At 72.7% G+C, this 25,805-nt stretch carries 21 protein-coding genes; 8 read left to right on the top strand and 13 right to left on the bottom strand.

Annotated features, from left to right (window positions below; genetic code table 11):
- The first annotated feature begins 98 nt into the window (after window positions 1-98).
- The gene (locus ACQP10_RS35240) at window positions 99-1,067 is read left to right on the top strand and encodes an aldo/keto reductase (protein WP_346018657.1); all 969 of its coding nucleotides are present in this window, start codon (window positions 99-101) and stop codon (window positions 1,065-1,067) included.
- Window positions 1,068-1,329: 262 nt separating this feature from the next.
- On the opposite strand, the gene thpR is transcribed toward ACQP10_RS35240, so the two are convergent.
- The 4 genes from thpR to ACQP10_RS35260 all read right to left on the bottom strand — a co-directional run bounded on the left by thpR (window position 1,330) and on the right by ACQP10_RS35260 (window position 5,608).
- Window positions 1,330-1,902: an RNA 2',3'-cyclic phosphodiesterase gene (thpR, locus tag ACQP10_RS35245; protein WP_433540482.1), complete on the bottom strand. Its 573-nt coding sequence runs from the start codon at window positions 1,900-1,902 to the stop codon at window positions 1,330-1,332.
- On the bottom strand, window positions 1,859-3,100 hold the full coding sequence (locus tag ACQP10_RS35250; RefSeq protein ID WP_433541964.1) for an MFS transporter: 1,242 nt from the start codon (window positions 3,098-3,100) through the stop codon (window positions 1,859-1,861). The genes thpR and ACQP10_RS35250 overlap by 44 nt, the downstream gene beginning before the upstream one ends.
- Window positions 3,101-3,324: 224 nt before the next feature.
- On the bottom strand, window positions 3,325-3,777 hold the full coding sequence (locus ACQP10_RS35255; RefSeq protein WP_179826536.1) for a MarR family winged helix-turn-helix transcriptional regulator: 453 nt from the start codon (window positions 3,775-3,777) through the stop codon (window positions 3,325-3,327).
- 367 nt (window positions 3,778-4,144) lie between these two features.
- On the bottom strand, window positions 4,145-5,608 hold the full coding sequence (locus ACQP10_RS35260; protein WP_346018654.1) for an NCS2 family permease: 1,464 nt from the start codon (window positions 5,606-5,608) through the stop codon (window positions 4,145-4,147).
- Window positions 5,609-5,738: 130 nt separating this feature from the next.
- Between ACQP10_RS35260 and ACQP10_RS35265 the strand changes: the two genes are divergently transcribed.
- The gene (locus ACQP10_RS35265) at window positions 5,739-6,038 is read left to right on the top strand and encodes a DUF2530 domain-containing protein (protein WP_179826138.1); all 300 of its coding nucleotides are present in this window, start codon (window positions 5,739-5,741) and stop codon (window positions 6,036-6,038) included.
- Between the two features lie 25 nt (window positions 6,039-6,063).
- Here ACQP10_RS35265 and ACQP10_RS35270 read toward each other — a convergent pair whose 3' ends face one another.
- The 4 genes from ACQP10_RS35270 to ACQP10_RS35285 all read right to left on the bottom strand — a co-directional run bounded on the left by ACQP10_RS35270 (window position 6,064) and on the right by ACQP10_RS35285 (window position 11,655).
- Complete coding sequence (locus ACQP10_RS35270) at window positions 6,064-6,573, bottom strand: hypothetical protein (protein WP_433540483.1); 510 nt, start codon at window positions 6,571-6,573, stop codon at window positions 6,064-6,066.
- A gap of 56 nt (window positions 6,574-6,629) precedes the next feature.
- A complete protein-coding gene (locus ACQP10_RS35275) occupies window positions 6,630-7,433 on the bottom strand; it encodes an ArsR/SmtB family transcription factor (protein WP_399501544.1) in 804 nt (267 codons plus the stop codon).
- Window positions 7,434-7,611: 178 nt separating this feature from the next.
- Window positions 7,612-10,656: a sacsin N-terminal ATP-binding-like domain-containing protein gene (locus ACQP10_RS35280; protein WP_433541965.1), complete on the bottom strand. Its 3,045-nt coding sequence runs from the start codon at window positions 10,654-10,656 to the stop codon at window positions 7,612-7,614.
- A gap of 171 nt (window positions 10,657-10,827) precedes the next feature.
- The gene (locus ACQP10_RS35285) at window positions 10,828-11,655 is read right to left on the bottom strand and encodes a DUF3027 domain-containing protein (protein ID WP_346018651.1); all 828 of its coding nucleotides are present in this window, start codon (window positions 11,653-11,655) and stop codon (window positions 10,828-10,830) included.
- A gap of 292 nt (window positions 11,656-11,947) precedes the next feature.
- On the opposite strand from ACQP10_RS35285, the gene ACQP10_RS35290 reads away from it, so the two are divergent.
- Complete coding sequence (locus ACQP10_RS35290; RefSeq protein ID WP_433540484.1) at window positions 11,948-13,693, top strand: MFS transporter; 1,746 nt, start codon at window positions 11,948-11,950, stop codon at window positions 13,691-13,693.
- 64 nt (window positions 13,694-13,757) lie between these two features.
- Here ACQP10_RS35290 and ACQP10_RS35295 read toward each other — a convergent pair whose 3' ends face one another.
- Entirely contained in the window at window positions 13,758-14,156 is a 399-nt protein-coding gene (locus tag ACQP10_RS35295) for a cold-shock protein (protein ID WP_179826144.1), read from the bottom strand.
- 89 nt (window positions 14,157-14,245) lie between these two features.
- On the bottom strand, window positions 14,246-14,863 hold the full coding sequence (locus tag ACQP10_RS35300; protein ID WP_346018649.1) for an HAD family hydrolase: 618 nt from the start codon (window positions 14,861-14,863) through the stop codon (window positions 14,246-14,248).
- Window positions 14,864-15,114: 251 nt separating this feature from the next.
- Between ACQP10_RS35300 and ACQP10_RS35305 the strand changes: the two genes are divergently transcribed.
- The 5 genes from ACQP10_RS35305 to ACQP10_RS35325 all read left to right on the top strand — a co-directional run bounded on the left by ACQP10_RS35305 (window position 15,115) and on the right by ACQP10_RS35325 (window position 22,780).
- Window positions 15,115-15,783, top strand: coding sequence for a hypothetical protein (locus tag ACQP10_RS35305; protein WP_433540485.1), 669 nt, complete (start codon window positions 15,115-15,117; stop codon window positions 15,781-15,783).
- A gap of 23 nt (window positions 15,784-15,806) precedes the next feature.
- A complete protein-coding gene (locus tag ACQP10_RS35310; protein WP_433540486.1) occupies window positions 15,807-17,624 on the top strand; it encodes a helicase-associated domain-containing protein in 1,818 nt (605 codons plus the stop codon).
- A 91-nt stretch (window positions 17,625-17,715) separates the two neighbouring features.
- Window positions 17,716-18,306 (top strand): hypothetical protein, encoded by a 591-nt coding sequence (locus tag ACQP10_RS35315; protein WP_179826150.1) that lies wholly within the window; start codon window positions 17,716-17,718, stop codon window positions 18,304-18,306.
- A gap of 236 nt (window positions 18,307-18,542) precedes the next feature.
- Window positions 18,543-20,189 carry a DNA repair helicase XPB gene (locus tag ACQP10_RS35320; RefSeq protein WP_179826151.1) on the top strand — a complete coding sequence of 549 codons (1,647 nt, stop codon included), beginning with the start codon at window positions 18,543-18,545 and terminating at the stop codon, window positions 20,187-20,189.
- A gap of 512 nt (window positions 20,190-20,701) precedes the next feature.
- Window positions 20,702-22,780 (top strand): HelD family protein, encoded by a 2,079-nt coding sequence (locus tag ACQP10_RS35325; RefSeq protein ID WP_399501548.1) that lies wholly within the window; start codon window positions 20,702-20,704, stop codon window positions 22,778-22,780.
- Between the two features lie 160 nt (window positions 22,781-22,940).
- On the opposite strand, the gene groL is transcribed toward ACQP10_RS35325, so the two are convergent.
- The 3 genes from groL to ACQP10_RS35340 form a co-directional block, all read right to left on the bottom strand.
- Window positions 22,941-24,566 carry a chaperonin GroEL gene (groL, locus tag ACQP10_RS35330; protein WP_179826155.1) on the bottom strand — a complete coding sequence of 542 codons (1,626 nt, stop codon included), beginning with the start codon at window positions 24,564-24,566 and terminating at the stop codon, window positions 22,941-22,943.
- A 410-nt stretch (window positions 24,567-24,976) separates the two neighbouring features.
- Window positions 24,977-25,177: a cold-shock protein gene (locus ACQP10_RS35335; RefSeq protein ID WP_068927743.1), complete on the bottom strand. Its 201-nt coding sequence runs from the start codon at window positions 25,175-25,177 to the stop codon at window positions 24,977-24,979.
- Window positions 25,178-25,511: 334 nt separating this feature from the next.
- Entirely contained in the window at window positions 25,512-25,787 is a 276-nt protein-coding gene (locus ACQP10_RS35340; protein ID WP_346018645.1) for a MoaD/ThiS family protein, read from the bottom strand.
- Between the last annotated feature and the right edge of the window lie 18 nt (window positions 25,788-25,805).

Consider the following 25,805-nt stretch of genomic DNA (forward strand, 5'->3'; position numbering starts at 1 on the left):
GCAGGTGCGGGAGGTGGCCATCGACGACGCCTGTCGGCACCGGAGTTCCGCGCGGCGGGCTCGCCTGGAGTGCGCTCCAGGTATTTAGGGTGAAGGTCATGGATTACACACAGCTTGGCCGTACCGGCCTGAAGGTCAGCCGCCTCTGTCTCGGCACCATGAACTTCGGCCCCGTGACCTCGGAGGAAGACTCCTTCGTGATCATGGACCGCGCCCACGAGCTGGGGATCAACTTCTTCGACACCGCCAACGTCTACGGGTGGAAGAAGGGCGAGGGCATCACCGAGAACATCCTCGGGCGATGGTTCGCCAAGGGCGGCGGCCGCCGCGAGAAGACCGTCATCGCCACGAAGCTCTACGGCGACATGGGCGACTGGCCCAACGAGGGCCGCCTGTCGGCGCTCAACATCCGCCGGGCCGCCGAGGCGTCGCTGAAGCGGATGCAGACCGACTACATCGACCTCTACCAGGCCCACCACGTCGACCGGAACACCCCGTTCGAGGAGTTCTGGGAGGCCATGGACATCCTCAAGCAGCAGGGCAAGATCCTGTACGTGGGGTCGTCCAACTTCGCCGGCTGGCACATCGCCAAGGCGCAGGAGACCGCCCGCCGCCGGGGCGGCCTCGGCCTGGTCTCCGAGCAGTCGCACTACAACCTCATCGTCCGCGCCGCCGAACTGGAGGTCATCCCGGCCTGTGAGGACTACGGCCTGGGTCTGATCCCGTGGAGCCCCCTGGCGGGCGGCCTGCTCGGCGGCATCCTCCGGAAGATCGACAAGGGCCGCTCGGCCGCCGAGCACATCGTCCAGGAGCTGGAGAAGCACCGCGACAAGATCGAGCGGTACGAGGCGTTCTGCGACGAGCTCGGCGAGGACCCGGCCAACGTCGGCCTGGCCTGGCTGCTGCACCAGCGTGCCGTCACCGCGCCGATCATCGGCCCGCGCACGACCGAGCAGCTCGACGGCACCGTCAAGGCCCTGGAGATCACACTGGACGACAAGGCGCTGACCCGCCTGGACGAGATCTTCCCCGGGTTCAGGACGTCACCCGAGGAGTACGCCTGGTAGCGGACGACCGGCGGCGACGGCCCGCGGATCCCCGCCCCGGCGGGGGCCGCGGGCCGTACGGCGGGGGCGCGCGGAGACCGCGCGGCGGAGCCGTACGGCGGGAGGCCGGGAGAGCCGCGGGGAGCCCTGGGAGCGGACGGCGAGGGCCCGGAAACAGGCCCGGGGAGCCTAGGAGACGAGGGCGCCGATCACCACGAGCAGCACGAGCAGTGCGAGCACCGTGGGCAGCAGCCAGCGACGGGGACGATCCACGCTTTGGAGCTTAGCCCCGCTCACCGGGTGCGGGCGCCGCGAGGGGGTACTCCTCGATCGTCTCGTAACGGACCGTCGCCCCCAGGTGGCTGCGCACCAGATGCACGGCGTCCGCCTCCCAGGAGGACCCGGTGAACGCGGCGAAGGCGTCCACCAGGTCCTGGATGTCGACGCCGGAGCGGGTCCTGGCCAGCGACAGGTGCGGCCGGAGCCGCCGCCGGTCGGCCTGCTCGGCCCCGGCCCGGAACGCCCCCGCCCCGAGCGAGTCCGCCAGGCGGACGAGCCGGGGTTCGGGGCCGCGCAGGCCGGTCCAGAAGACCCGCGCCCGGCGGGCGGAGGGGAAGGCGCCCCCGCCCGCGAACGACAGCGTCATCCGCTCGTAGCGCGACGCGGCGCGCGCCAGCCGGATGCGCAGGCCGGGCAGGACCGTCTCCGGGACCTCGCCCAGGAACGACAGCGTCACGTGCCAGCTCTCCAGGTTCAGCCAGCGCAGCTCGGGCCAGGCCGCCCGGTGGGGTTCCAGGGCGCGGGCGAGCTCGTCACGCACCTGCCGCGGCGGCAGTAGTCCGACGAACAGCCGCATGCGTCCTCCTGCCGATCACCCTGGTCAGCATTATCGCCGCGCCGACCCCGAGCATCGTGAGCACCCCTCCGATGACGACGCCCGTGCGGGGGCCGCCGACCTCCGCGACCCAGCCGAGCAGCGGCGCGCCGATCGGGGCGCCGCCGGTGAAGACCAGCACGTAGATGCCCATCACCCGGCCGCGCATCTCCGGCGAGGCGGCGAGCTGGACGCTGGTGTTGGCGGCGGTGTTGACCGTGATCAGCGCGATCCCGGCGGGGATGAGGAAGAGCAGGTAGAGCGGGTACCACATGGCCAGGCCGCTGACGATCTGGGCCACGCCGAAGGACAGCGCGCCGCCGATCAACAGCTTGCGGCTGGGCCGTACCCGCCGGGCCGCGAGCAGCGCGCCGCCCAGCGCGCCCACCGCGAACATGCTGGAGGCCAGGCCGAAGGAGGACGCGCCCGCGCCGAAGACCTGCCGGGCCATCAGCGCGATCGACATCGAGAACGACTGGGTGAACAGCGACACGAAGGCGACCAGCAGTATCGGCAGCAGCAGCTCGGAGCGCGCCAGCACGTACCGCAGGCCCTCGCGGAGCTGGCCCTTGGCCCTGGGCACCGGGTCGGGAGCGGTCAGCTCCGAGGCCCGCATCATCCCCAGGCCGGCGAGGACCGCGCCGAACGACAGCGCGTTGACCAGGAACATCGGGCCGGTGCCACCGAGCGCGGAGATCAGCACGCCCGCGATGGCCGGGCCGACCACGCGGGCCAGGTTGAAGCTGGAGGCGTTCAGCGCGACGGCGTTGGACAGGTCCTTGCGGCCCACCATCTCCACGACGAACGACTGCCGGGTCGGCACCTCGACGCAGGAGATGAGGCCCAGGACGAAGGCCATCACGTAGACGTGCCAGACCTGCGCGCTGCCGGTCACCACGAGCACGCCCATGGTCAGCGCCAGCAGGCCCATGAGCGACTGGGCGGCCATCAGCAGCGGCCGCTTGGGGTAGCGGTCGGCGAGCATCCCGCCCCACAGCCCGAACAGCAGCAGCGGCAGGAACTGCAGCGCGGTGGTCAGGCCTAGAGCGAAGGCGCTGCCGTGCGCCAGGTCCAGCACCAGCAGGTCCTGCGCGGTGCGCTGCATCCATCCGCCGACGTTGGAGATCACGCCGCCGATGGCGAACAGCCGGTAGTTGTAGATGCGCAGCGACCGGAACATCCCGCCCGTCGACTTGGGGACGGGCTGAACGGTCCTGGTCTCGACGGCCTGCAGCTCACCCGCGGCCGCCGCCCGCGCGGTCCGGCGGCGGCGCGCGGCCGCCCGCCACCCGGGCACCGCGCGCGTCACCCGCCGCGTGACCCGTCGTACCGGCCCCTCCTCCGGTACGGCACGCGCCTCGGCGTCCTGCGGGGTCGCCGAGGCCCTGGGTTCCTCAGGTTCGGCTAGATCCGGCTGAGCTTCTCCAGAATCGGAGCCGCCTGCCGCAGCACCGCCCTCTCCTCGGGCGTCAGCTCCTTCAACTGCCGTGTCAGCCACGCCTCCTTGCGGCGGCGCTCCTCCTTCAGCAGTGCCGATCCCGCCTCGGTCACGCTCAGCGTCACCTGGCGCCGGTCGGTCGGGTGCGGTGTGCGCGACACCAGCCCTCGCTCGCCCAGTACGGAGGTCACGCGGGTCATCGAGGGCGGTTGCACCTTCTCGAGCTCGGCCAATTCGCCGGGGGTTATCCCGGAATGCCGTTCCACGGCGGCGAGCGTCGCGAGCTGGGTGGGGGTCAACGAGTGTCCGGCGGCCTGCCTGCGCAGGCGTCTGTTCAGGCGCGCCAGCGACACGCGCAGCGCCGAGGCCAGACCGGCGTCGCTGCGCAGGTTCGCGCGCTGGTCCTTGCTTGGGTTCATTATCATGCGTCATTACCTTTGCTAACTATATACGACGCTACGGAATTCCCGGCGGGACAGGGGTTTCTCGCGCGCGTCACCGGCCCCGGGCAGCGGCGCCCGCCGCATGTTCGCAGAGTACGGCGAGCGTCCTCCGCCCCTCCGCCGGACCCCGCGAAGGGTCCTCCGCGCGGCCGTCACCCGGTCCGCCGGGCGGCCCGCCACCGTGGTGCTGTGCTCCTGGTCGATCTGCCCTCCCGCTTCGGGAGGACGGCCCCTCTTCTCGGGCCCGGGTGACCCGGGCCCGTGCCGCCTTACGGGTCCGTACGAAACGGGAAAGGCCGTCGTGGCGGCCCGTACCGCCACGACGGCCTTTCCCGCGCGTCTCTCAGCCGACGCCGAGGAGGGACTTGATCGGGCCGAGGGCGAAGTAGAGGACGAACAGCGCCGCGACCACCCACATCAGGGTGTGGATCTCGCGGACCTTGCCCTTCGCCAGCTTGATCAGCACGAAGCTGACGAAGCCCGCGCCGATGCCGTTGGCGATGGAGTAGCTGAACGGCATGAGCACGATGGTGAGAAACGCCGGGATGGCGATCTCGTAGTCGGTGAAGTCGATCTCGCGGATGGCCGTCATCATCAGGAAGCCCACGACGACCAGCGCCGGGGCGGCGGCCTCGTGCGGGACGACCGCGACCAGCGGCGAGACGAAGATCGCCAGCAGGAAGAGCACGCCGGTGACGACGCTGGCCAGGCCGGTGCGCGCACCCTCCCCGACGCCCGCCGCCGACTCGACGTAGGTGGTGTTGGACGAGACCGAGCCCGCGCCGCCGACCGCCGCGCCGATCGAGTCGACCAGGAGGATCTCCCGGGTCCGGGGCAGCGTGCCGTCCTCCTCGATCAGGCCGGCCTGCCCGCCGACGCCGACGATCGTGCCCATGGTGTCGAAGAAGTCGGTGATCAGCAGGGTGAAGACGAGCAGCAGCGCCACGATGACCGAGACGGAGCCGAACGCGCCGAACGGGTCGAACTCCTTGAACAGCACCAGCGGGTTCTCGAACCCGAAGATCTTCTCCGGCATCGCGGGCACGACGAGCCGCCAGCCGCCGGGGTTCGGCTGGTCGGCCGTGCCCGAGCCGCCGACCTTGGCGACGGCCTCCACGACGATCGCCAGGACGGTGGTCGCGACGATGCCGAGGAGGATGGCGCCCTTCACCTTGCGGGCCACGAGCATGACGAGCACCAGCAGGCCGGCCACGAACACGAAGATCGGCCAGCTCGTCAGGTTGCCGCCGATGCCCAGCTCCAGCGGCACGGCCGGCGCCTTGCGGACGAAACCGGCGTCCACGAAGCCGATCAGCGCGATGAACAGGCCGATGCCGACGCTGATCGCGGTCTTCAGCTGGGGCGGGATGGCGTTGAACACCGCCGTCCGGAACCCGGTCAGCACCAGGAGGGCGATGATCACGCCTTCGAGGAAGACCAGGCCCATGGCCGCCTCCCACGACATCTGCGAGGCGATGCCGTAGGTGACGAAGGCGTTCAGGCCGAGCCCGGCGGCCATCGCGAACGGGACCTTCCCGACGACGCCCATCAGGATGCACAGCACTCCGGCGACGAAGGCGGTCCCGGCGGCCACCAGGCCGGTGGGCGCGGAGGTCGCGTCGGCGATGAACTGGCCGTCCGCGTCCTTGGCGGTGGCGATGATCAAGGGGTTGAGCACCACGATGTAGGCCATCGTGAAGAAGGTCGCCAGGCCGCCCCGGACCTCCCGGCCGACCGACGATCCGCGCTCGGAAATGCTAAAGAAACGGTCAAGACCGCTCAATTGGGTGGGTTTACTGTCAGTCACGGACGCAGGGTGACAGTGCGTGTCCGCCGCCGGAAGGGCCAGGCCGCGATGGTGATGTTTTCGCGACCGATTCGCGATCTCACAGGGCCAGGTTGCGGGCGGTGAGCCCCCGTCGCCTACGCTGGCTCACGTGAAGCAGTCTCGCCCCTCGGATCTCCAGCCGCTGAAGACCAACGACACGGCCACGATCCTCACGGGCATCGGCCTGTGGGCGGCCGCCCTCGTCGCGCTTCTGATCGTCGGCCCCGACGCCGGGCACCGCTGGTGGATCTGGACCTGTGTCTCGGGCATCTGCGGCGGCGTCTTCGGCCTGTGGTTCGTCCGGCGGCGCGACCGACACGCCCCGGCCTCGGCCCCGGCTCCCGGTGAGGAGCCGGTCGAGCCCGCCACCGCGATCCCCCCGATCTCCCCCACCCCGCCGTCCGCCTGACCGGGGGTCGCCGCGCGCCGGAGTGTCACGGTGTGGTTTCGGCCGCGGCACCGCTCGGCAGGAGGGCCAGGAGCTGCCGCGTGTGGCCGGGCAGCTCCGCCTCCGCGAGGCCCTTGATGAGGTCCCTCAGCGGCATGGGCTGATCGAGCAGGACGGTGTCCTTGGACAGGAGCCGGGTGGGCACCGGTGTGTCGAGTTCGGCGTCGCTCAGCATCGGCCCCCCGAGTGCGCAGAGGGCGTCCGCTTGGAGACGGATGCGGTCTCGAAGCCCCGCGTTGCCGCCGGCGAGCGCGATGAGGCGTTCGATGGTCCAGGTGTCGAGCGCCATGCGGTTGTCGTAGGTCGTGTTCGTTCCCGAAGCGACGGCTGAGACGGCTGCGATGGTGGCCGCGTTGACGATGGCGACATGCGCCAGGATCTGGTCGGCGTTCCACTCACCGGCCGGTGGGAGGGGACTGGGCTCGCCGGAGCCGGCCACGGTGGCAGCGGCGTCCAGCAGCGCGCGGTAGGCGTCTCGCAGGGGGATGGTGTCCATCGAAGTCCTCTTTCCGCGGGCGGGGGTGAACGGGAAGGGTCGTGTCCGATGCCGTCTCAGGCATGTGCTTCGTGCATCTCCCATGGCGCCTGTGGGAGGACCTCGCCGGTCTCGAGCAGCGACTTGAGGTTCGCCAGCACGGCCGGCCATCCGCGTGAGATGCCGTCGAGCATCTCCTGGTCGGGAAGATTCTCGTGGGTCACGGTGAGGCGGACGATGTCCCGGTGCGGCTCGACGAGAAAGGTGACGACCGACGGCTCCCTCGGTGATTCGGCGTCGGGGGCGTCGTCGAAGGTGATGACCAGGCGTGTCGGGGGATCGGCCTTGATCACTTGGCCGGCGACGTCGACGACGCCTGATCCGTCGACGCGCCGGTGCTCCCAGGCCGAGCCCGGCTGCCAGTCCGACACGTTGGCGTGCCCCCAGTAACGCGCCGTCAGGTCCGCGTCCGTCAGGGCTTGCCACACCTGCTGCGCGCTTGCGCGGATGTAGGTGACATAGACGTAGGTCGGCACGGACGCGGGTCCATTGGTCATGGCGTACTCCTCTGCCTGGTTCTTGATGGCACTGACCGCTTGCAGGCGGGGCTTGTCGAACCCCGAGATCCAGCGCTCCTCGATCTCGTGGATCGGTATCGGGTTGAGGTAGTGAAGCCGCGCCCGTCCGCGTCGTACGACGGTCACGAGGTTGGCCCGCTCAAGGATGTCGAGGTGCTGGGTCGCCGACTGGCGTGCCATGTCCAGGCGTTCGCACAGCTCGCTCAGTGTCTGGCCGTTGTGCTCGCGCAGACGGTCGAGCAGAAGTCGCCGGGTGGGGTCGGCCAGCGCTTTGAAGACCGAGTCCATCGCTTCGAGGCTCACGCCCCCATTATGCAGGCATCTGCCTGCATAACGTCAAGTGATGGATCTCCACTCGCCTGACTTCATGACCATCGGGCACGACCAGGCACTACGCGCCCACCCGGCATGACGCACAACGCGCCGCCCGGAACGATTCCGGACGGCGCGTCGCTACGGAGCGGACGTTGCTCGATGCGGGCTAGTTCGTCGAGGCGGTCCAGCTGTCCAGGTCGGCCTCGGCCAGCAGCAGCGGCACGGCCGCCGGGTCGCGCAGCAGCGCCGCCACGGCCAGCCGGTCGCCCCACTGGCCCGACGCCCAGGCCAGCCCCCGCGCCAGGCCCTCCACGCCCGAGGCGTGCACCTGGCCCTCGAAGAACCGCCAGGCCGCGGGGACGCCGTCCACCAGCAGCTTCTCGTGCTCCACGTACGTGGCGGGCGCGGTGGGCAGCAGCGATCGCACGGCGGGCGGCACCTCGCGGGCCGCGCCCGAGGAGGTCACCTCACCGGCCGCCTCCTCCCCGGCCAGCGGCAGGTCGAGCAGCTCCGACAGCGCCTCGGCGAGGTCGAACGGGGCCAGCACCAGCGGCCGGCCCGCCACCAGCGGCAGCAGGTCCGGGGCCTCCACCACGACCGGCTCGGGCACCTCCGCCCCGGCGCCCCCGACGCGGTCGGGTCCCGCCAGCAGCCGCCCGTTCTCGGCGTCCACGACGACGATCTCGCCGTCGAGGATCGCCCGCACCGCCCGCGGGGGCGCGACGCGGGCGGGCTCGACACCGGCGAGCGCCACCCACAGCGACCGCAGCTGCGCCCGGTCCACCTCGGCCGAGGGGTCGCCCAGCAGGTCCAGCAGCTCGTCGGGGCCGCCGTGCGAGGCGAGCAGGTCGGTCAGGGTGGTCCGCACGCCGATCATGGCGAGCGCGGCCTCGTCAATCACCGAGGGCGCGTCGCCGTACAGGCCGAACAACAGCGGGTCGGCGGCGGGCAGCCGCAGCTGCGTGGGACGCCGGCCGTCCAGCACCGGGTGGGTGGACAGCCACCACGCGGTGTAGGACGGCACCTCCACGACCTCGCCGGCCGCCAGGACCCGCAGCGGGTGCAGGACCGAGCGAAGCGGCGGGCGCGACAGCAGGGCCAGGGCCGACGGCCAGTCGGCGACGTACTCCAGGTCGCGGACGGCGGAGAACTCCCTGGCGACCGGCGGCACGTCGATGTCGGGCAGCAGGTCGAGCACCGCCTCCAGCCACTCCTCCTCGCGGTCGAGGTCGTGGTCGAACTCGTCCGGGTCGAGCATGACGTCGGCGTCGTTGACCACGGCGAAGCCGTCGAGCACGCCGGCCGCGGCCAGCACCCGCGGGCCGTACCGCTCCACCAGGTCGGGCGCGGCCGTGCCGAAGTGGGTCTCGGCGTCGAGCAGCCCGGCCAGCGCTCCGTCGGCCAGGAGCAGCTCACCCGCCGGGTACAGCTCGCCGTCGGCGCCGCGAAGCGCCAGCTCCGACAGCCACGGGGCGTCACCCGGGACCAGCCCGGCGGCGTCCACCAGCGCGAGCACCGCCTGCGCCACCGGCTCGGGGTCGGGGCCGTCCAGCGACTCCGCGACGGCGGAGCGGGTCAGCGGGTCCTCCAGGACCGTCCTGGGAGTCGCCTCGGCGGCGCCCAGGCGCAGCAGCAGCGGGTGGGCGGCCTCCGGGTGCACCACGCGCAGGCCCAGCGGGCCGAGCACGGCCGGGTCCAGCGCCGAGCCGTCGCTCAGCAGCAGCGTGCCGCGCGGCCCCCGGACCAGGCGGCCGTCGGCCAGCGGCACCGGCAGCGCGCCGAGCGCCTCGGGGTCGTCGGCGGGCAGCACCTCGTACAGCGACCGCCACCATTCGGGACCGAGATCGGCGACGGCGTCCCCGGAGAGCATGTCCACCACGTCGGACAGCTGCACCCGCCGGACGCCGAGCGCGGCGATCGCGGGGTGCCGGGACGGCCACCCGGCCGGCAGCAGCCCGGGGACCATGCCGGCGATCTTCTCCAGCAGCTCGCCCGGCGCCGCCACCACCACCGACGCCTGCCGCCCCGTGACGACGATGTCCTCACCCGGCGCGCCCGCGCCCTCGGCGGCGGCGTCGGCGGGCGGCGACAGCGCCGGGAGCAGCGGCAGGTCGGGGAGCCTGCGCAGGATGGCGCGGCGGATCCGCGCGTCGAGCTCACCCCTGCCCATCAGGCCGGGGACGAGGTCGAGGAGGGCGGGCGTGCGGGGCAGCCCGGCCAGCAGGTCGAGGTAGGCGTCGGCGGCGCGCTCCACCAGGAAGTCGGTCAGCGGCCCCATGGCCACGTGCCGCCGGTCGGTCGCCATCGGGAAGGAGGCGATGAGCAGGGCGGGCAGGTCGAGCGGCTCGTCGCTCGGCGTCGGCGCGTGCACAACCGGCCGGACCAGCTCGGGCAGCGGCCGGGGCTCCCCCGTCTCCCCGGCGACCGGTACGGCCCAGCGGACCAGCCAGTGCGGCCGGCTCCGCTCCTCGGTCGGCCGGTCGGCGAACAGCTCGGTCACCTCCTCGGGGGTGAACCGCCCGGACGCCGAGACCACCCGCCAGCCGTCCGGCAGGATCGTGCGCATCTCGCCGTCGAGGTCGATCTCGATCGACTCCAACGCGGGCAGCCCGAGCAGCAGCGCCGGACCGGCCTCCCGCAGCATCCGCCGTACGGCGTCCTCGGACGCGGCGTCGCGCAGCGGCAGCCGGACGAGCGTGTCGAAGCCCGGTGGCACCTCCACCGGGCCGGCCGGGAACGGCAGGCGCAGCAGCGGCACGTGCCCGCCGCGCTCGGCCAGTTCCGCGGCGAGCACCGGCTCGGCGGCCACCAGCGCGGCGGTCTGGGAACGGGACCAGCGGACCACCCCCGACCCGAGCGAGCCGATCACCGGCTCGTCGGTGACCGAGACCACGGCGGCGAAACCGACGCCGAAGCGGCCCGCGGCGTCCTCCTCGCCGCGCTTGGCGGAGGCGCGCAGCGTCGACAGGCTCTCGATCCCGGCGGCGTCCACCGGCGCACCGGTGTTGGCGGCCGACAGCACGCCCTCGCGCAGCGACAGGCGCAGCCGCCCCGGCACCCCGGCGCGGACCGCGGCGTCGGCGGCGTTCTGGGCGAGCTCGACGATCAGCCGGTCGCGGTAGCCGCCGAGCGCGAAGTCCTCCTCGGCGTTGGCGTCCTCACGGAACCGCGCGGGCGAGGCGGTCCAGGCCGCGAGCACCGCGGAGCGCATCCGGTCGGTGCCGAAGGTGTCGGGGCCGAAAATGTCAGTCACAGCGATGAGTCCAAGGGTCGAAGGGATCCAGTGGTCACGTCGCGCACCGGGCCGCCGGGCCGTGAACGGCCCGCCCGCGCCGGACGGCCCCGCGGGGACCGGGACGCGGCCCCGCGGGAGGGGGCCGGGTCAGGAGTGGCCCAGCGGCTCGGCCGCGGCGTCGTCCACCGAACCGCCGCGGTCCGCCCCCGGCAACTCCTCGGCGAGGTGCTCGGTGATGTCGTAGGCGAGTTCGTCGAGGATCGGCGCGGTCGGCTCGACCTGGGGCGGCGTCACGGCCGCCTCCGAGTGCGCGCCGCAGCCGTGGTCGGCGGCGACCACGCGGCCGTCGTCCGGGGCGAACTCGTTGGTGCAGACGCCGAACGTCGCGCCCAGCGCGCCGGCGAGCGGCCAGTAGAAACCGCAGGTGGAGCACTGGGCGGGCGCGGCGTGCGCGATCGGGGTGTGCGGCCCCGCCTCACCCGCGTGCCAGCGCCGCACGGCACGGTCACGGCCGACCGGGGACAGCACCCGGGCCCTGCCGAGGCCGTACTCGAAGAACATCTCGCGGTCGGTCTCCTCACCGGTGTCGGTGAAGCCGGGCGCGAGGCGGACGTCGTCGGCCGCGGTGGGCAGCAGGTCGCCCACACCGAGGTCGCCGGGGCGCAGACGCTCGCTCCACGGCACCCACTGCGGCGGCAGCAGCGCGCCCTCGCCGGGCACGAGCACGACCTCGCTGACCGTGACGTTGCGCGCCCGCGAGGCGCGGGCGACGGTCACCGCCCACCGCCAGCCGGCGTAGGCGCGGTCGAGGCAGGCGAAGTAATGGGTGACGACCCGCTCGCCCTCGCTCTGCGCTCCGAGGTGCCCGCCCACCTCGTCGGGCCGGACGTTCTCCTCCACGGCGGAACGGGCCAGGTCCACGGCGTCGGCGCAGGCGGGGTCGAGAACCGGGGTGCGGGTCCGGACGCGGCTCACGAGCCCGCTCCCGTCGGCCCCGCAACCGGACGGTCGCTGTGCTTGCTCGCTCGCTCGTTGCGCTGACTCACAGTTCATTCTCACCCATGTCCGGAGCGGACGGCACCGTACCTCCCCTGGGGCGGGAGGGGCGAGCCGTGGCCATCGGACGACCTGGCCATCACCATTTTTTCAGGAATAGGCGCCCGGCGCGAAAAAGGCGTCCCGACCCCGCCGGAAGCGCGCCGCGGAACGGGCCGGTCCGGTCCGCGGGCCGATCGTAGGGCGGGATCGATCGGGTAAGACTGGATGCGTGGGAAACGGGTGGAACCGGGCGCGGCGGGTGGTGGGCGAGGCGTCCCGCCGGACGGGCCGGGCGGCGGCCGGGGCGGGGCGTGGCACCGTACGGGCGGGCCGGGGCGCGGGGCGGGCGGCGGCGCGCGCCGGTCGCGGCACGGCCGGTGGAGTGCGGCGGATGGGCCGGGCCACGCGGCGGCTCACCCACGCCCAGGGGGCCGGCCGCACCGGGCTCGGCCCGCTCATCGAGCTGACCGCCGGGCAGAGCGCCGGCGACGCGCTGGTCACCGCGGCCCTGGCCGGGACGCTGTTCAAGCTCCCGGTCAACGAGGCCCGCGGCCAGGTCGCCCTCTACCTGCTGATCACGATGATCCCCTTCGTGGTGGTCGCGCCGTTCGTCGGCCCGGTCCTCGACCGCTTCCGCTCCGGCCGGCGCTTCGTGATGGCCGGCACGCTGTTCGGCCGCGGGCTGCTGTGCTTCGCGATGGCGGCGGCGTTCGTCAGCGGCGACCCGGTCACCATCTTCCCCGCGGCGCTGGCCGTACTGGTGCTGTCGAAGGCCTACAGCGTCTCCCGCGCCGCGATCATGCCGAACGTGCTGCCGGCCGACATCCCGCTGGTCACCGCGAACGCCAGGGTCGCGCTGTTCGCGCTGGTGGCGGCCGGGGTGGCGGTCCCGATCGGCGCGGGCGTCAGCGCCTGGGTCGGCGGCGACTGGATGCTGCGCGGGGCGACGGTCGTCTTCCTGCTTCAGGGCGTGTGGGCCGTACGGCTCCCGCGCCACGTCGACTCCCCCGACCTGGAGGAGCTCCGTGAGGAGGGGGAGGAACGCCCGCACCGCTGGCGCACCCTGCTGAACGTCGGCCCGGTGGTGACCGAGGCGATGCGGGCCAACATGGCCATCCGCGCCCAGTCCGGGTTTCTGCTGTTCTACCTGCTGTTCCTGGTGCAGGACGGCAAGCTGCCGGGCCAGGCTCCCGCGGTGACCATCGGCCTGCTGGCGGTGGCCGCCGGGGCGGGCGGCCTCGCCGGTACGGCCGTGGCCTCCCGGATGCGCCGCCGCTCGCCCCAGGTCATCGTGCTGGCCACCCTGGCGTTGACGACCGTGGCGACGATCGTCCCGGCGGTGGTGTTCACCCTGTGGACGGCGGTGGCCGTCGCCCTGGTGGCCGCGTTCGCCCAGGGGCTCGGCAAACTGGCGCTCGACGCCATCGTGCAGCGCGAGATCGGCGAGGAGGTGCGCTCGTCCACCTTCGGCGTGGTGGAGGCGATCCTGCAGATCACCTGGGTGGCCGGCGGCCTGTTCGGGCTGCTGCTGTCGCTGTTCGCCGGCGGCCGTACCGGGCTCGCGGTGATGGCGGCGCTGCTGGGCGGCTCGTTCGGCTGGCTGGTGGCGCGGCGCCGCGGGCGGACGATGGCGGTTGAGGAGCGGGTCCAGGCCGCCCGGTCCGCCTCCGGCGCCCCCGCCGTCACGACGGTCGCCGGGGACGACGCGCCCGGTTCCGAAGGGCCCGCCGCCCCGCCCGCGCCGGACGGCGGCCCGCAGGGCCCCCGTCCGGCGGTCCCTCGCCGGACGGCCCGGTGCCCGGCGGATCGACGTCCGGCGGCCCGGAGGGCGGGCCGTACGACGGCTCCCCGGCCTCCGACACGCGCCGGCTCCGGTGGACACGGCGCGCCCCGAAGCCCACCGGACCGACCACCGCGATCGTGCGGCACGGGGACCACCCGGCGGACAAGACGGAGAAGCACACCAAACCGCTGACCAACCCCCACGGCTGAACGCGGGAACCGGTCGCGGGGCCACGGGGGTCACCGCCGGAGCGCGGTCAGGCCTCCAGGTCGTCGGCCACCGTGCGGAGAATGGCGGCGATCTTCCTGGCATGCGCCGGCTCGGGGTGCTTGCCCTTCTGGTACGACGTGGAGACGGTGTCCAGGAGCTTGATCAGGTCTTCCACGATGACCACCATCTCGTCGGGCTTCTTGCGCTTGCCCTTCGGTTTGGCGGCCCTGGCGAGCGTCGGGGGCTGGTCGATCACGCGAACCGAGAGCGCCTGCTGGCCACGGCGCCCCTCGGCCACACCGAACTCGACCTTCTGCCCTGGCTTGAGGGAGTCCACGCCGCCGGGCAGCGCGGAGGAATGCACGAAGACCTCACCGCCGTCGTCGCGGGTGAGGAAGCCGAAACCCTTGTCGGCGTCGTACCACTTGACCTTGCCACTCGGCACAGGGGTGACCTCGTTCAGACTGTCGTGAAAAGGAATGGATGTAGGTTATGCCCACAGGGCGCCGGGGGCGACCGTCTATTTCCCCGGAATTACGCGACGACAGCGGTGTTTCGCCAGCCGCCGAACCACTCCCCGAACTCGGTCAGATCCGCCAGGACCACGTCGGCCCCGTGGTCGCGCAGATCCTCCGCCGGATGACCGCCGGTGGCCACCGCCACGCTGACCGCGCCGCCGGCCCGGGCCGCCTCGATGTCGGCCACGTGGTCCCCCACGTAGGCGGTCGCGCCGAAGTCGGCGAGGGCCGGGCCCTTGGCGGCCCCGAAGACCGACCCGGCGACCATGTCCACCTCAAGGCCGAGGAACTCGACCGTCCGCGTCGCGTCGATGGGGTTCTTCCCGGTCACCACGATGACCCGGCCACCGCCGCGCCGTACGGCCTCGACGGCCTCGCGCGCGCCGGGCATGAGGACGGTGGCGGGCACGGCGAGCGAGGGGTACAGCTCCCGGTAGAGGGCCACGGCCGGCGGAACCTCCTCCGGCGGCAGCCAGTTGGCCAGCTCCCACTCCAGCGGCGGCCCGAGCCTGGCCACCACGACGGCGCTGTCGATGAACACACCGAGCCGCAGGGACAGCTCGTCGAAGACGGCCGCGATGCCGGCGCGCGTGTCGGCGAGCGTCATGTCCAGGTCGAATCCCACCGACGTCATCGGACACTCATCTCCGGCTCACAACTCCTCGTCATCCGCCGGAGGGTTCGCTCCGCGCGCTCCCCGCAGTGTGCCAAATCCCGCCGGTTCAGGGGTAATCGCCGCCGGGGAACGGGCCTGGCGCCGACGTGCCCGGACTTTCCCGTACGGCCGGACGCCGACGTGCCGCGCTTTCCCGTACGGCCGGGCGACGGCGGATCCGGACTTTCCCGGACGGCGCTTTGTCGGGGACGCCTCTTACCATTGACGGAATGAGCACGGAGTTCACCGAATGGCTGCGCGGCCGGAGCGACGACCGGCTGCGGGCGCTCGTCGCCGCGCGCCCCGAGCTCATCACCCCGGTCCCGGCCCACATCGAGGGGCTGGCCGGGCGGGCGAGCAGCCCGTCGGCGGTCGCCCGGGTGCTCGACCGGCTCGACCGGTTCGCGCTCGCGGTCCTGGAGACGCTGGTCGTGCTCCCCGAGCCGGTCGGCTACGACGCCCTGCGCGGCCGGCTCGCCCTGGCGCTGCCCGGGGCCGCCGGACGGCCGTTCCGGACGGCGCTCCGGGAGACGGTCGAGCGGCTGCGGACCCTCGCCCTGCTCTACGGCCCCGACCGCGCCCTCGCCCCGGCGCCCGGCGTGCGGGAGGCGCTGGACGCCCCCGCCGGGCTCGGCCCGCCGGCCGCCGAGGCGTTCCGGCACCACTCCCCGAGCGCCTGGCGGAGCTGGTCCACGACATCGGCGGCCGGACCGGCGGCACCGGTGAGCCCGCCGGGCGCAACGGCGCCGCTCCCGGGCCGAACGGCGCCCATGACCGGCCGGACCGCGGGGGCACCGGCGGGCGGGAGGCCCTCGCCGCGCTGCTCGGCGACGACGCGACCGTCGGCCGCCTCCTCGACGAGGTCTCCCCGCAGGCCCGCGCCGCCCTCGACGAGCTGACCTGGGGCCCGCCCAGCGGCCGGGTGCCCAACGCCCGTCGCGAGGTGCGGGCCGCCACCGCCCGGTCGCCGATCGACCAGCTCCTCTCCCGCGCGCTGCTGGCCGCGACCGGCGAGGAGACCGTCGTCCTGCCGCGCGAAGTGGGCCTGTTCCTGCGCGGCGGCCGGGTCCACCGCGACCTCTCCCCGCTCCCGCCCGTGCTGGAGGGCCCGGCGCGCGACCCCGAGCTCGCCGACCGCACGGCGGCGGGGCAGGCGTTCGCGTTCACCCGCGCGGTGGAGGAGCTGTGCGAGCAGTGGAGCGCCGATCCGCCGGGCGTGCTGCGCGGGGGCGGCCTGGCCGTACGCGATCTGAAGCGGTGCGCGGCCCTGCTCGACCTGCCCGAGTGGGCGGCGGGCCTGGTCATCGAGGTGGCGCACGCCGCCGGGCTGGTCGCCGCGAGCGGCTCGGTCGACGGCGAGTGGCTGCCCACCCCCGCCTACGACGCCTGGCGGGTGAAGGGCACCGAGGACCGCTGGGTGGCGCTGGCCACGATGTGGCTGACCATGGACCGGGTGCCGGGCATGATCGGCGACCGCGACGAGCGCGACCGGCTGCTCAACGCCCTCCACCCCGACCTGCGCACCTCCGTGGCCTCCGAGGTCCGCACCACCGCGCTGGGTGTGCTGGCCGTCGCGGGCCCCGGGGTGGCGCCGGCGCTCGCGTCGGTGCGCGAGCGCCTGGCCTGGGAGCAGCCCCGGCGCCGCGGCGAGCGGCGCGACCGGCTGGTGGAGTTCACCCTGCGCGAGGCCGAGCAGCTCGGGGTCACCGGTCTCGGCGTGCTCGCCGGCCACGGCCGGGCGCTGCTCCCCGGGGTCCTCGACCACCAGGATCCCGCGGAGCCCGGTGGGTCCGGCGACCCCCGCGAGTCCGGCGGCGTCCGCGCCGGGACCGCGGGCGAGCTGCTGCTCCCGCTGCTGCCCGAGCCGCTCAACCACGTGCTCCTGCAGGCCGACCTGACCGCCGTCGCCCCCGGTCCGCTCACCGGCGAGCTGAGGCGGTGGCTGGCGCTGGCCGCCGACGTGGAGTCCACCGGCGGCGCGACGGTGTACCGGTTCGGCGAGGGGTCGCTCCGGCGGGCGCTGGACGCCGGGCAGGGCGCCGACGAGATCCTCGCCATGCTGGAGCGCCACTCGGCCACCCCGGTGCCGCAGCCGCTGACCTACCTCGTCACCGACGTGGCCCGCCGCCACGGCCGGATGCGCGTCGGCACGGCTAGCGCCTACGTCCGCTGCGACGACCCCTCACTGCTGGACGAGGTGATGGCCGACCGGCGCTCGCTGCCGCTGCGGCTGCGCCGCCTGGCCCCCACGGTGATCGCTTCCAAGGCGTCCCGGCAGACGCTCCTCGACGCGCTGCGCGCGATGGGGTACGCCCCGGCGGCCGAGTCGCTGGAGGGCGACGTCATCATCACCCAGCTCGACGTACGGCGGACCGAGGGTCAGCCCGCCGTCCGCCCGCCGGTCGCGTTCACCGGGCTGGAGGCCGACGTGGTGGCGGCGGCGGTCCGGGCCGTGCGGGCCGGGGACGCGGCCCACCGGTCCCGCCGCGCCCCGGTGAGCGCGCCGGAGGGCCGGCCGCCCCGCTCGCCCTCGACCGCCACCGTCGACGCGCTGCGCGAGGCCATCCGGCAGGGCTCCCAGGTCTGGATCGGTTATCTCGACTCCCAGGGAAACGCCACGAGCCGGATCCTGGAGCCCGCCCGGATGGAGGGTGGTTACCTCACCGCCTACGACGAGACCCGGGCGGCGGTGCACCGCTTCGCCCTGCACCGCATCACCGGCATCGCGGGCGTCGAGTGACGCGCGCCCCGTTCCGCTGTGGCCGGGATCCCGGCCCCATATCGTGATATCTGTTGAAGCTGGTCTGCCCAACCGAAGTGAGAGATCCACAGTGAGCAGCGGTCACCCCGAAGGCCCCAACGGCAACCCGGACGACTGGAGGAACCCGTACGGCCCCGGCCCCGGCCAGACCCCCGGGTACGGCCAGTCCGGCGACCACGGCCAGGCCCCCGGATACGGCCCGCCGCCGGGCGGCCACCCGACCGGCGGCCAGTACCCCCCGCCGGGCCAGGGATACGGCCAGGGGTACGGCGGCCAGGGATACGGCGACTCCGGCTACGGCGGTCAGGGGTACGGCGGCCAGGGGTACGGCGACCCCTCCTACGGGCAGTCCGCACCCGGGTACGGCTACGGCGGTTACGGCTACGGACCCGCGCCGCAGGGCGGCAACGACGGCGTCCGGACCCACGCGATCGTCGCGCTGGTGATCAGCATCATCCTGGCTCTGAGCTGCTACGTCACCCTGGGCGGCATCGCCGGAGCCATCCTGTCCGGCATCGCGCTGGGCAAGGTCGAGCGTGAGCCGCAGACCGCCAGGAACCTCCTCAAGTGGACCTGGATCAGCATCGGCATCAACGTCGGCCTCCTCATCCTGGGCGTCGGCGGCGTGATCATCGCCGGGATGAACGGCGCCTTCGACTGACCGGCGGCCCCGGTGGGAACTCGGGCTCCGGTCAGGGACTTATCGGGGGCCCGTGTCCGTTGAACACCGGGTGGGCCGCACGCGGAGAGCGGGATGACACGGCCACCCGGACCGGCCGCGCGGATCCCCGCCACGGAGGATCCGCGGTGGATCCGCCACGCGGGCCCGGAACACACCGGCCGCCTCCTCGCCGATGCGAGCATGGGGTTCGCCGGCCGCGCAACGAGGGAGAAGCCTTGACCGACGGACCACTCATCGTGCAATCGGACAAAACCCTGCTGCTGGAGGTCGAGCACGAGCGGGCCGACGAGTGCCGCAAGGCGATCGCGCCGTTCGCCGAGCTCGAACGCGCCCCCGAGCACGTGCACACCTACCGGGTGACCCCGCTGGCGCTGTGGAACGCGCGGGCCGCCGGGCACGACGCCGAGCAGGTGATCGACGCGCTGATCGGCTACAGCCGCTACCCCGTCCCGCACGCGCTGCTGGTGGACGTGGCCGAGACCATGGCGCGCTACGGCCGGCTGCGCCTGGAGAAGCACCCCGTCCACGGGCTGGTACTGACCAGCACCGACCGCGCCGTGCTGGAGGAGGTGCTGCGCTCCCGGAAGATCCAGCCGCTGCTGGGCGAGCGGCTGGGCGACGACGGCGTGGCGGTGCACCCCAGCGAACGCGGCAACATCAAGCAGCACCTCCTCAAGCTGGGCTGGCCGGCCGAGGACCTCGCCGGATACGTCGACGGCGAGCGCCACCCGATCAGCCTGGCCGAGGACGGCTGGACCCTGCGCACCTACCAGCGGGAGGCCGCCGAGGCGTTCTGGCACGGCGGGTCGGGCGTGGTGGTGCTCCCCTGCGGCGCGGGCAAGACGATCGTGGGCGCGGCGGCGATGGCGCACGCCCAGGCGACGACGCTGATCCTGGTGACGAACACGGTCTCGGCGCACCAGTGGAAGCAGGAGCTGATCCGGCGGACCTCGCTGACCGCGGACGAGATCGGCGAGTACACCGGCACCAAGAAGGAGATCCGGCCGGTCACCATCGCCACCTACCAGGTGATGACCACCCGCAGGCAGGGCGTCTACCGCCATCTGGAGCTGTTCGACGCCCGCGACTGGGGCCTGATCGTCTACGACGAGGTGCACCTGCTGCCCGCGCCGATCTTCCGGATGACCGCCGACCTGCAGGCCCGGAGGCGGGTCGGGCTGACCGCGACGCTCGTGCGGGAGGACGGCCGGGAGGGTGACGTGTTCTCCCTCATCGGCCCCAAGCGCTACGACGCGCCGTGGAAGGAGATGGAGAACCAGGGCTGGATCGCCCCGGCCGACTGCGTCGAGGTGCGGGTGACGCTGAGCGAGTCGGAACGGCTCGCCTACGCGATGGCCGACGCCGAGGAGCGCTACCGGTTCTGCGCGACCACGCCGGCGAAGCTGCGGGTGTCCGAGGCGCTGGTCCGGCGGCACCCGGACGAGCAGGTGCTGGTCATCGGCCAGTACATCGACCAGCTCGACGAGCTCGGCGAGCACCTGGGCGCCCCGGTGATCAAGGGTGAGACGAAGGTCAAGGAGCGTGAGCGGCTCTTCCAGGCGTTCCGCGACCGGGAGATCCAGGTCCTGGTGGTGTCGAAGGTCGCGAACTTCTCCATCGACCTGCCGGAGGCCGCGGTGGCCATCCAGGTGTCGGGCACCTTCGGCTCGCGCCAGGAGGAGGCCCAGCGGCTGGGCCGGGTACTGCGTCCCAAGTCGGACGGGGGCGGCGCCCGCTTCTACTCGGTGGTCAGCCGGGACACCGTCGACCAGGACTTCGCCGCCCACCGTCAGCGGTTCCTGGCCGAGCAGGGGTACGCCTACCAGATCATCGACGCTGACGACGTGCTCGCCGGCGAGTGACACCGCCCGGCGAGCACGCCCTCACATGTCCCGGTCCGTCGACCGGTCAGGTCCACGAGATACCGCGGGTCTTCGGCAACCACACCACCCCCTCGACAAGGCCGCGGCGGCCATTGGCGACATACCCCCATGATCTGCGGGAGTCACCAGATTTGCTCCCCTTTTTTGCGATTTTCGAGTAGTGTGACGGAGGGTGACAAAGGGGTCGCTGTGGGAATTGGAACGTTCCTCCGGTCGACCCCGGCACGACCCTCCGTCCCTCCGGCCCCACCGCGCCTCCCCCGGAACGCCGAGTCCCGGCGCTCCCGCCCTCCGGAGCGAGCCCGTACGGCCCGCACCCACCCCGGCGGATCCGCCCGGCGCCGGATCCGGCGATCGGCACGACCGTCGCGATACCCGCCGCACCGGCCCCCGGTCACCCGCTAATCCTTTTGAGACGCCCTGGGACCGCGGCTAAGCTAGTCGGTTCGCTGCCTGATCACCTCCGTTTACCGAATGGGAGGCGTTTTCGTATGCCCGCACACCAGCTGGCCCCCGACATAGCCGACGACCCCGACGACCCCGGCCACTCCGGCGACTCCGCCCGTTCCGCCGGTCCCGGCGACGGCGACACCGCGGCGGTCCTCGAAGCCGAGCGACGGCACCTGGCCGTCTCCCGCGCGGCGCTGCGCGCGATGCGCGAGCACGCCCAGTCCCTGTCCTCCGACGCCGCCGGCGACTGGGTCTCCCAGCAGATCCTCCAGGCGCTGCTGGACCAGCGCGTCGCGGCGCTCGCCGACCACTCGGGCACCCCCCTGTTCTTCGGCCGCCTCGACCGCACCGGGGGTGACGACCTCCCCGGCACCATCTACGTCGGGCGCCGGCACGTCCACGACGAGCGCAGCCGCCCCCTGGTGATCGACTGGCGGGCGCCGGTCTCGCGGGCGTTCTACCAGGCCACCCCGGCCGACCCGATGGGCGTGGAGCTGCGCCGCCGGTTCGGCTACCACGGCGGCGACCTGACCGCCTACGAGGACGAGCCGCTCACCGGGGGCGGCGTCCTGGCGCAGAGCAGGATCCTCACCGAGGAGATCGAGCGTCCCCGCTCCGGCCCGATGCGCGACATCGTCGCGACCATCCAGCCCGACCAGGACGAGATCGTCCGGTCCGAGCTGGGCGGCACGGTGTGCGTCCAGGGGGCGCCGGGCACCGGGAAGACCGCCGTCGGCCTGCACCGGGCCGCCTACCTGCTGTTCACCCACCGGGAGAAGCTCGCCAGGTCCGGCGTGATGATCGTCGGTCCGAACCGCGCCTTCCTCGCCTACATCTCCTCGGTGCTGCCCGCGCTGGGCGAGGTCAAGGTCGACCAGACCACCGTCGCGGGGATCCTCGGCGAGTACGCCGCGCCGGAGGACCCCGCCGCCGGCACGGTCAAGGGCGACGCGCGGATGGCTCCGGTGCTGCGCCGCGCCCTGTGGACGCACGTCGTCAAGCCGACCGAGGGCCTGCTGTTCACCAAGGGCGTCAACCGCTACCGGGTCGCCGACCACGAGGTCCGCGAGATCGTCGCCTCGCTGCGCGGCACCACCCGCTACGGCCCCGGCCGCGCGGCCCTCGCCCAGCGGCTGGCCCACATGGTGCTGGTCCGGATGGAGCAGCGCGGCGAGTCACCCGACGACCGGGTGCAGGACGCCGTGGCCCGGTCCAAGCCGGTCAAGCAGCTCGTGGACGCCGTGTGGCCCAAGCTGACCCCGCAGCAGGTGCTCCACCGGCTGTTCAGCGACCCCGCGTTCCTCGCCGCCGCCGCGAAGGACGACCTCACCGCCGACGAGCAGGCCCTGCTGCTGTGGGCCAAGCCGGCCAAGTCGCACCGCTCGGCGAAGTGGTCGGCGGCCGACGGCGCGCTGATGGACGAGCTGGCCGACCTGATCGAGCGGACGCCCTCCCTGGGGCACCTGGTGGTGGACGAGGCGCAGGACCTGTCAGCGATGCAGCTGCGGGCGCTCGGGCGGCGGTGCCGTACCGGGTCGGCCACCGTACTCGGCGACCTGGCGCAGGGCACCACCCCCTGGTCGGCCCGCTCGTGGACGGAGGTCCTCACCCACCTGGGCTTCGAGAGCGGCGCCGTCACCGAGCTGACCCTCGGCTTCCGCGTGCCCCGCGAGGTCCTCGACTACGCCGCCCGGCTGCTGCCCGACGTCGCCCCCGGCCTGGCCGCGCCCCGCTCGCTGCGGCCCGGCGCGGGCTCCCTGACGGTACGGCGGGTGCCCGACCTCGCCGCGTCCCTGCCTGAGGCGGCGCGGGAGGTCCTGGCGCGGGAGGGATCGATCGGCGTGATCGTCCCGGACGCCTCGGTCGCCGCCGTGTCGGCGTCCCTGGCCGGCCTGGACCACCGGGTGCTGGGCCCCGACTCAGTCGAGGAGCACCGCCTGCTGGTGGTGCCGGCGTCCCTGGCCAAGGGCCTGGAGTACGACCACGTGATCGTGACCGAGCCGGCCGACATCGTGGACGCCGAACCGCGCGGCCTGGCCCGCCTCTACGTGGTCCTCACCCGCGCGGTCACCTCGCTGACCGTCCTGCACACCCGGGACCTGCCTCCGCGACTGCGCTGACGCGGGCCACGGCCGGCCCGGGGAAAGGGGCCGAGGAAAAGAGGCCGTGAAAAGGGTCCGGAGAAAAAGGCGGAAAAGGACAGCGGAAAAGAACCGCGAAAAAGCGGAAAGGCGGCCCCGGAGATCCGGGGCCGCCTTCTCGTTCGCGTGAGACGACGGACTAGAAGTCCATGTCGCCGCCGCCCGGCATGGCGGGAGCGGCCGGGGTCTTCTCCGGCTTCTCGGCGATGACGGCCTCGGTGGTGAGGAACAGCGCCGCGATGGACGCCGCGTTCTGCAGAGCGGAACGGGTCACCTTGGCCGGGTCGAGGATGCCCGCCTCGAACATGTTGACGTACTCGCCGGTGGCGGCGTTCAGGCCCTCACCCGGGGTGAGGTTGCGCACCTTCTCCACCACGACGCCGCCCTCAAGGCCGGCGTTGACGGCGATCTGCTTCAGCGGCTCCTCCAGGGCCTTGCGGACGATCGCGGCACCGGTGGCCTCGTCGCCGTTCAGCTCCAGCTTGTCGAACGCCTTGGCGCCCGCCTGCAGCAGCGCCACGCCACCGCCGGGGACGATGCCCTCCTCGACGGCCGCCTTCGCGTTGCGAACGGCGTCCTCGATGCGGTGCTTGCGCTCCTTGAGCTCGACCTCGGTCGCCGCGCCGGCCTTGATGACGGCCACGCCGCCGGCCAGCTTGGCGAGACGCTCCTGGAGCTTCTCGCGGTCGTAGTCGGAGTCGGTGTTCTCGATCTCGGCGCGGATCTGGTTGACCCGGCCGGCGATCTGCTCGGCGTCACCGGCGCCGTCGACGATGGTGGTCTCGTCCTTGGTGACGATGACCTGGCGGGCCCGGCCGAGCTGGTCGAGCGCGGTGGACTCCAGCTTGAGGCCGATGTCCTCGCTGATGACCTGGGCGCCGGTCAGGATGGCGATGTCGCCCAGCATGGCCTTGCGGCGGTCGCCGAAGCCGGGGGCCTTGACGGCCACCGAGCGGAACAGGCCGCGGATCTTGTTGACGACCAGGGTCGCCAGGGCCTCGGCCTCGACGTCCTCGGCGATGATCAGCAGCGGCTTGCCGGACTGCACGACCTTGTCGAGGACCGGCAGGAGGTCCTTGTTCGCGGAGATCTTGGAGTTGACGACGAGGATGTACGGGTCGTCGAGAACGGCCTCCATACGCTCCGGGTCGGTGACGAAGTAGGGCGAGATGTAGCCCTTGTCGAAGCGCATGCCCTCGGTGAGCTCAAGCTCCAGGCCGAAGGTGTTGCTCTCCTCGACGGTGATGACGCCTTCCTTGCCGACCTTGTCCATCGCCTCGGCGATCATCTCGCCGATCTGCGGGTCACCCGCGGAGATGGAGGCCGTGGAGGCGATCTGCGCCTTCGTCTCCACGTCCTTGGCGAGCTTGAGCAGCTCCTCGGAGACACGCTCGACGGAGGCCTCGATGCCCTTCTTCAGGCCCATCGGGTTGGCGCCGGCGGCCACGTTGCGGAGGCCCTCGCGAACCAGGGCCTGCGCGAGGACGGTGGCGGTGGTGGTGCCGTCACCGGCGACGTCGTCGGTCTTCTTGGCGACTTCCTTGACGAGTTCGGCCCCGATCTTCTCCCACGGGTCCTCGAGCTCGATCTCCTTGGCGATGGACACACCGTCGTTGGTGATCGTGGGGGCGCCCCACTTCTTCTCCAGGACGACGTTGCGGCCCTTCGGGCCCAGGGTCACCTTGACGGCGTCCGCGAGCTGGTTCATACCACGCTCGAGACCGCGCCGGGCGTCCTCGTCAAACGCGATCATCTTGGCTGCCATACGGCTAGACCTCCCGAACACAGGGTGGCTTGCACCGGATCGAGCCGACGCCCGCGACGGCATCGGATCCGCGACTCCGTTCGGCGGATCCCATCGCCCCGATCCAGGGTTGGCACTCACCCGTGGGGAGTGCCAACAAACTATTTAGCACTCTACCCTGCCGAGTGCAAGCGACGCCGCGTTGACCTGCCCCGGGAGGCGACGACCTCAGGCGGCCCGGCGCGGCCACCGCTTCACCCGGCCTCGCCCCGGCGGCCACGTCGTACGACGGAGTCCGGCCCCGGTACGGCGAAGGCCCGGCCCGCCGAGGGGACACGGCGGACCGGGCCGGCGTGCCGAGGGCCCGCGTGGACTGCGCTGCCACGGGGGCCGTCCGGCACGCCCCTGCGCACCTTAAGGAGACGGCTGCCTCAGACGGCCCGGACGGACTCCGCCTGCGGACCCTTCTGCCCCTGGGTGATCTCGAACTCGACCCGCTGGCCCTGTTCGAGTGAGCGATAGCCGTCCATCATGATCGCGGAGTAATGGACGAACACATCCTTACCACCGTCTACCGCGATGAAGCCGTAGCCCTTGTCCGCGTTGAACCATTTGACGGTGCCTTGCGCCACTTCCGACTCCTCTTACTGGACTTGAGGACGTCGCCCATTCCTCTCGCGGCGCCCTCAATCTCCGAGGCGGACACATCGCCTGCGTCGATCGTTCTCGACCATACCTGTGGTACGCCGTAGGGCAACAGAGTCAACCAGCAAACTGCCGCTTTACGTACGAATACAGCACGAGAACATAGTTTTGCTATCCAGGCCCGCTGATCAAATATTGCATTATTTCACCAAGCGCCGATATGGACACCCTCCCGAAAGCGCGACACCCGCCCCGAACTGGACCGGGGCGGGTGTCGGTGGGCGCCGTACGGCACGGCGGCCCGGAGCGCGGAGGGACGGATCAGCCCCCGGCGACCGCCGGGATGATGGAGATCTGGACGCCCGACGGCGTGGCGGTGTCCAGGTTGTCGGCGAAGCGGACATCCTCCTCACCGACGTAGACGTTGACGAACCGGCGAATCTTGCCGGAGTCGTCGAGAATCCGGGCGCCGATCCCGGGGAAGTCGGCGTCGAGTTTCCGCAGCACGTCGCGGAGGGTCTCACCCTCGGCGTTCACCTCGGCCGCACCACCGGTGTACGTCCGGAGAATCGTCGGAATCCGTACAGAGACACTCATTATTAAGCACCTTTCCGG

The sequence above is a fragment of the Streptosporangium sandarakinum genome, assembly GCF_050942225.1.
In the GTDB taxonomy this organism is placed as follows: Bacteria; Actinomycetota; Actinomycetes; order Streptosporangiales; family Streptosporangiaceae; genus Streptosporangium; species Streptosporangium nondiastaticum.

Bases quoted from the DNA above. Each gene is read 5' to 3' on its own strand.
- ACQP10_RS35240 (WP_346018657.1), top strand. From the start codon at position 99: ATGGATTACACACAGCTTGGCCGTACCGGCCTGAAGGTCAGCCGCCTC.
- thpR (WP_433540482.1), bottom strand. From the start codon at position 1,902: ATGCGGCTGTTCGTCGGACTACTGCCGCCGCGGCAGGTGCGTGACGAG.
- ACQP10_RS35250 (WP_433541964.1), bottom strand. From the start codon at position 3,100: ATGTTCCGGTCGCTGCGCATCTACAACTACCGGCTGTTCGCCATCGGC.
- ACQP10_RS35255 (WP_179826536.1), bottom strand. From the start codon at position 3,777: ATGAACCCAAGCAAGGACCAGCGCGCGAACCTGCGCAGCGACGCCGGT.
- ACQP10_RS35270 (WP_433540483.1), bottom strand. From the start codon at position 6,573: ATGGACACCATCCCCCTGCGAGACGCCTACCGCGCGCTGCTGGACGCC.
- ACQP10_RS35280 (WP_433541965.1), bottom strand. From the start codon at position 10,656: ATGCGCTCCGCGGTGCTCGCGGCCTGGACCGCCTCGCCCGCGCGGTTC.
- ACQP10_RS35300 (WP_346018649.1), bottom strand. From the start codon at position 14,863: ATGACGTCGGTGGGATTCGACCTGGACATGACGCTCGCCGACACGCGC.
- ACQP10_RS35305 (WP_433540485.1), top strand. From the start codon at position 15,115: ATGAGCACGGAGTTCACCGAATGGCTGCGCGGCCGGAGCGACGACCGG.
- ACQP10_RS35325 (WP_399501548.1), top strand. From the start codon at position 20,702: ATGCCCGCACACCAGCTGGCCCCCGACATAGCCGACGACCCCGACGAC.
- groL (WP_179826155.1), bottom strand. From the start codon at position 24,566: ATGGCAGCCAAGATGATCGCGTTTGACGAGGACGCCCGGCGCGGTCTC.
- ACQP10_RS35340 (WP_346018645.1), bottom strand. From the start codon at position 25,787: ATGAGTGTCTCTGTACGGATTCCGACGATTCTCCGGACGTACACCGGT.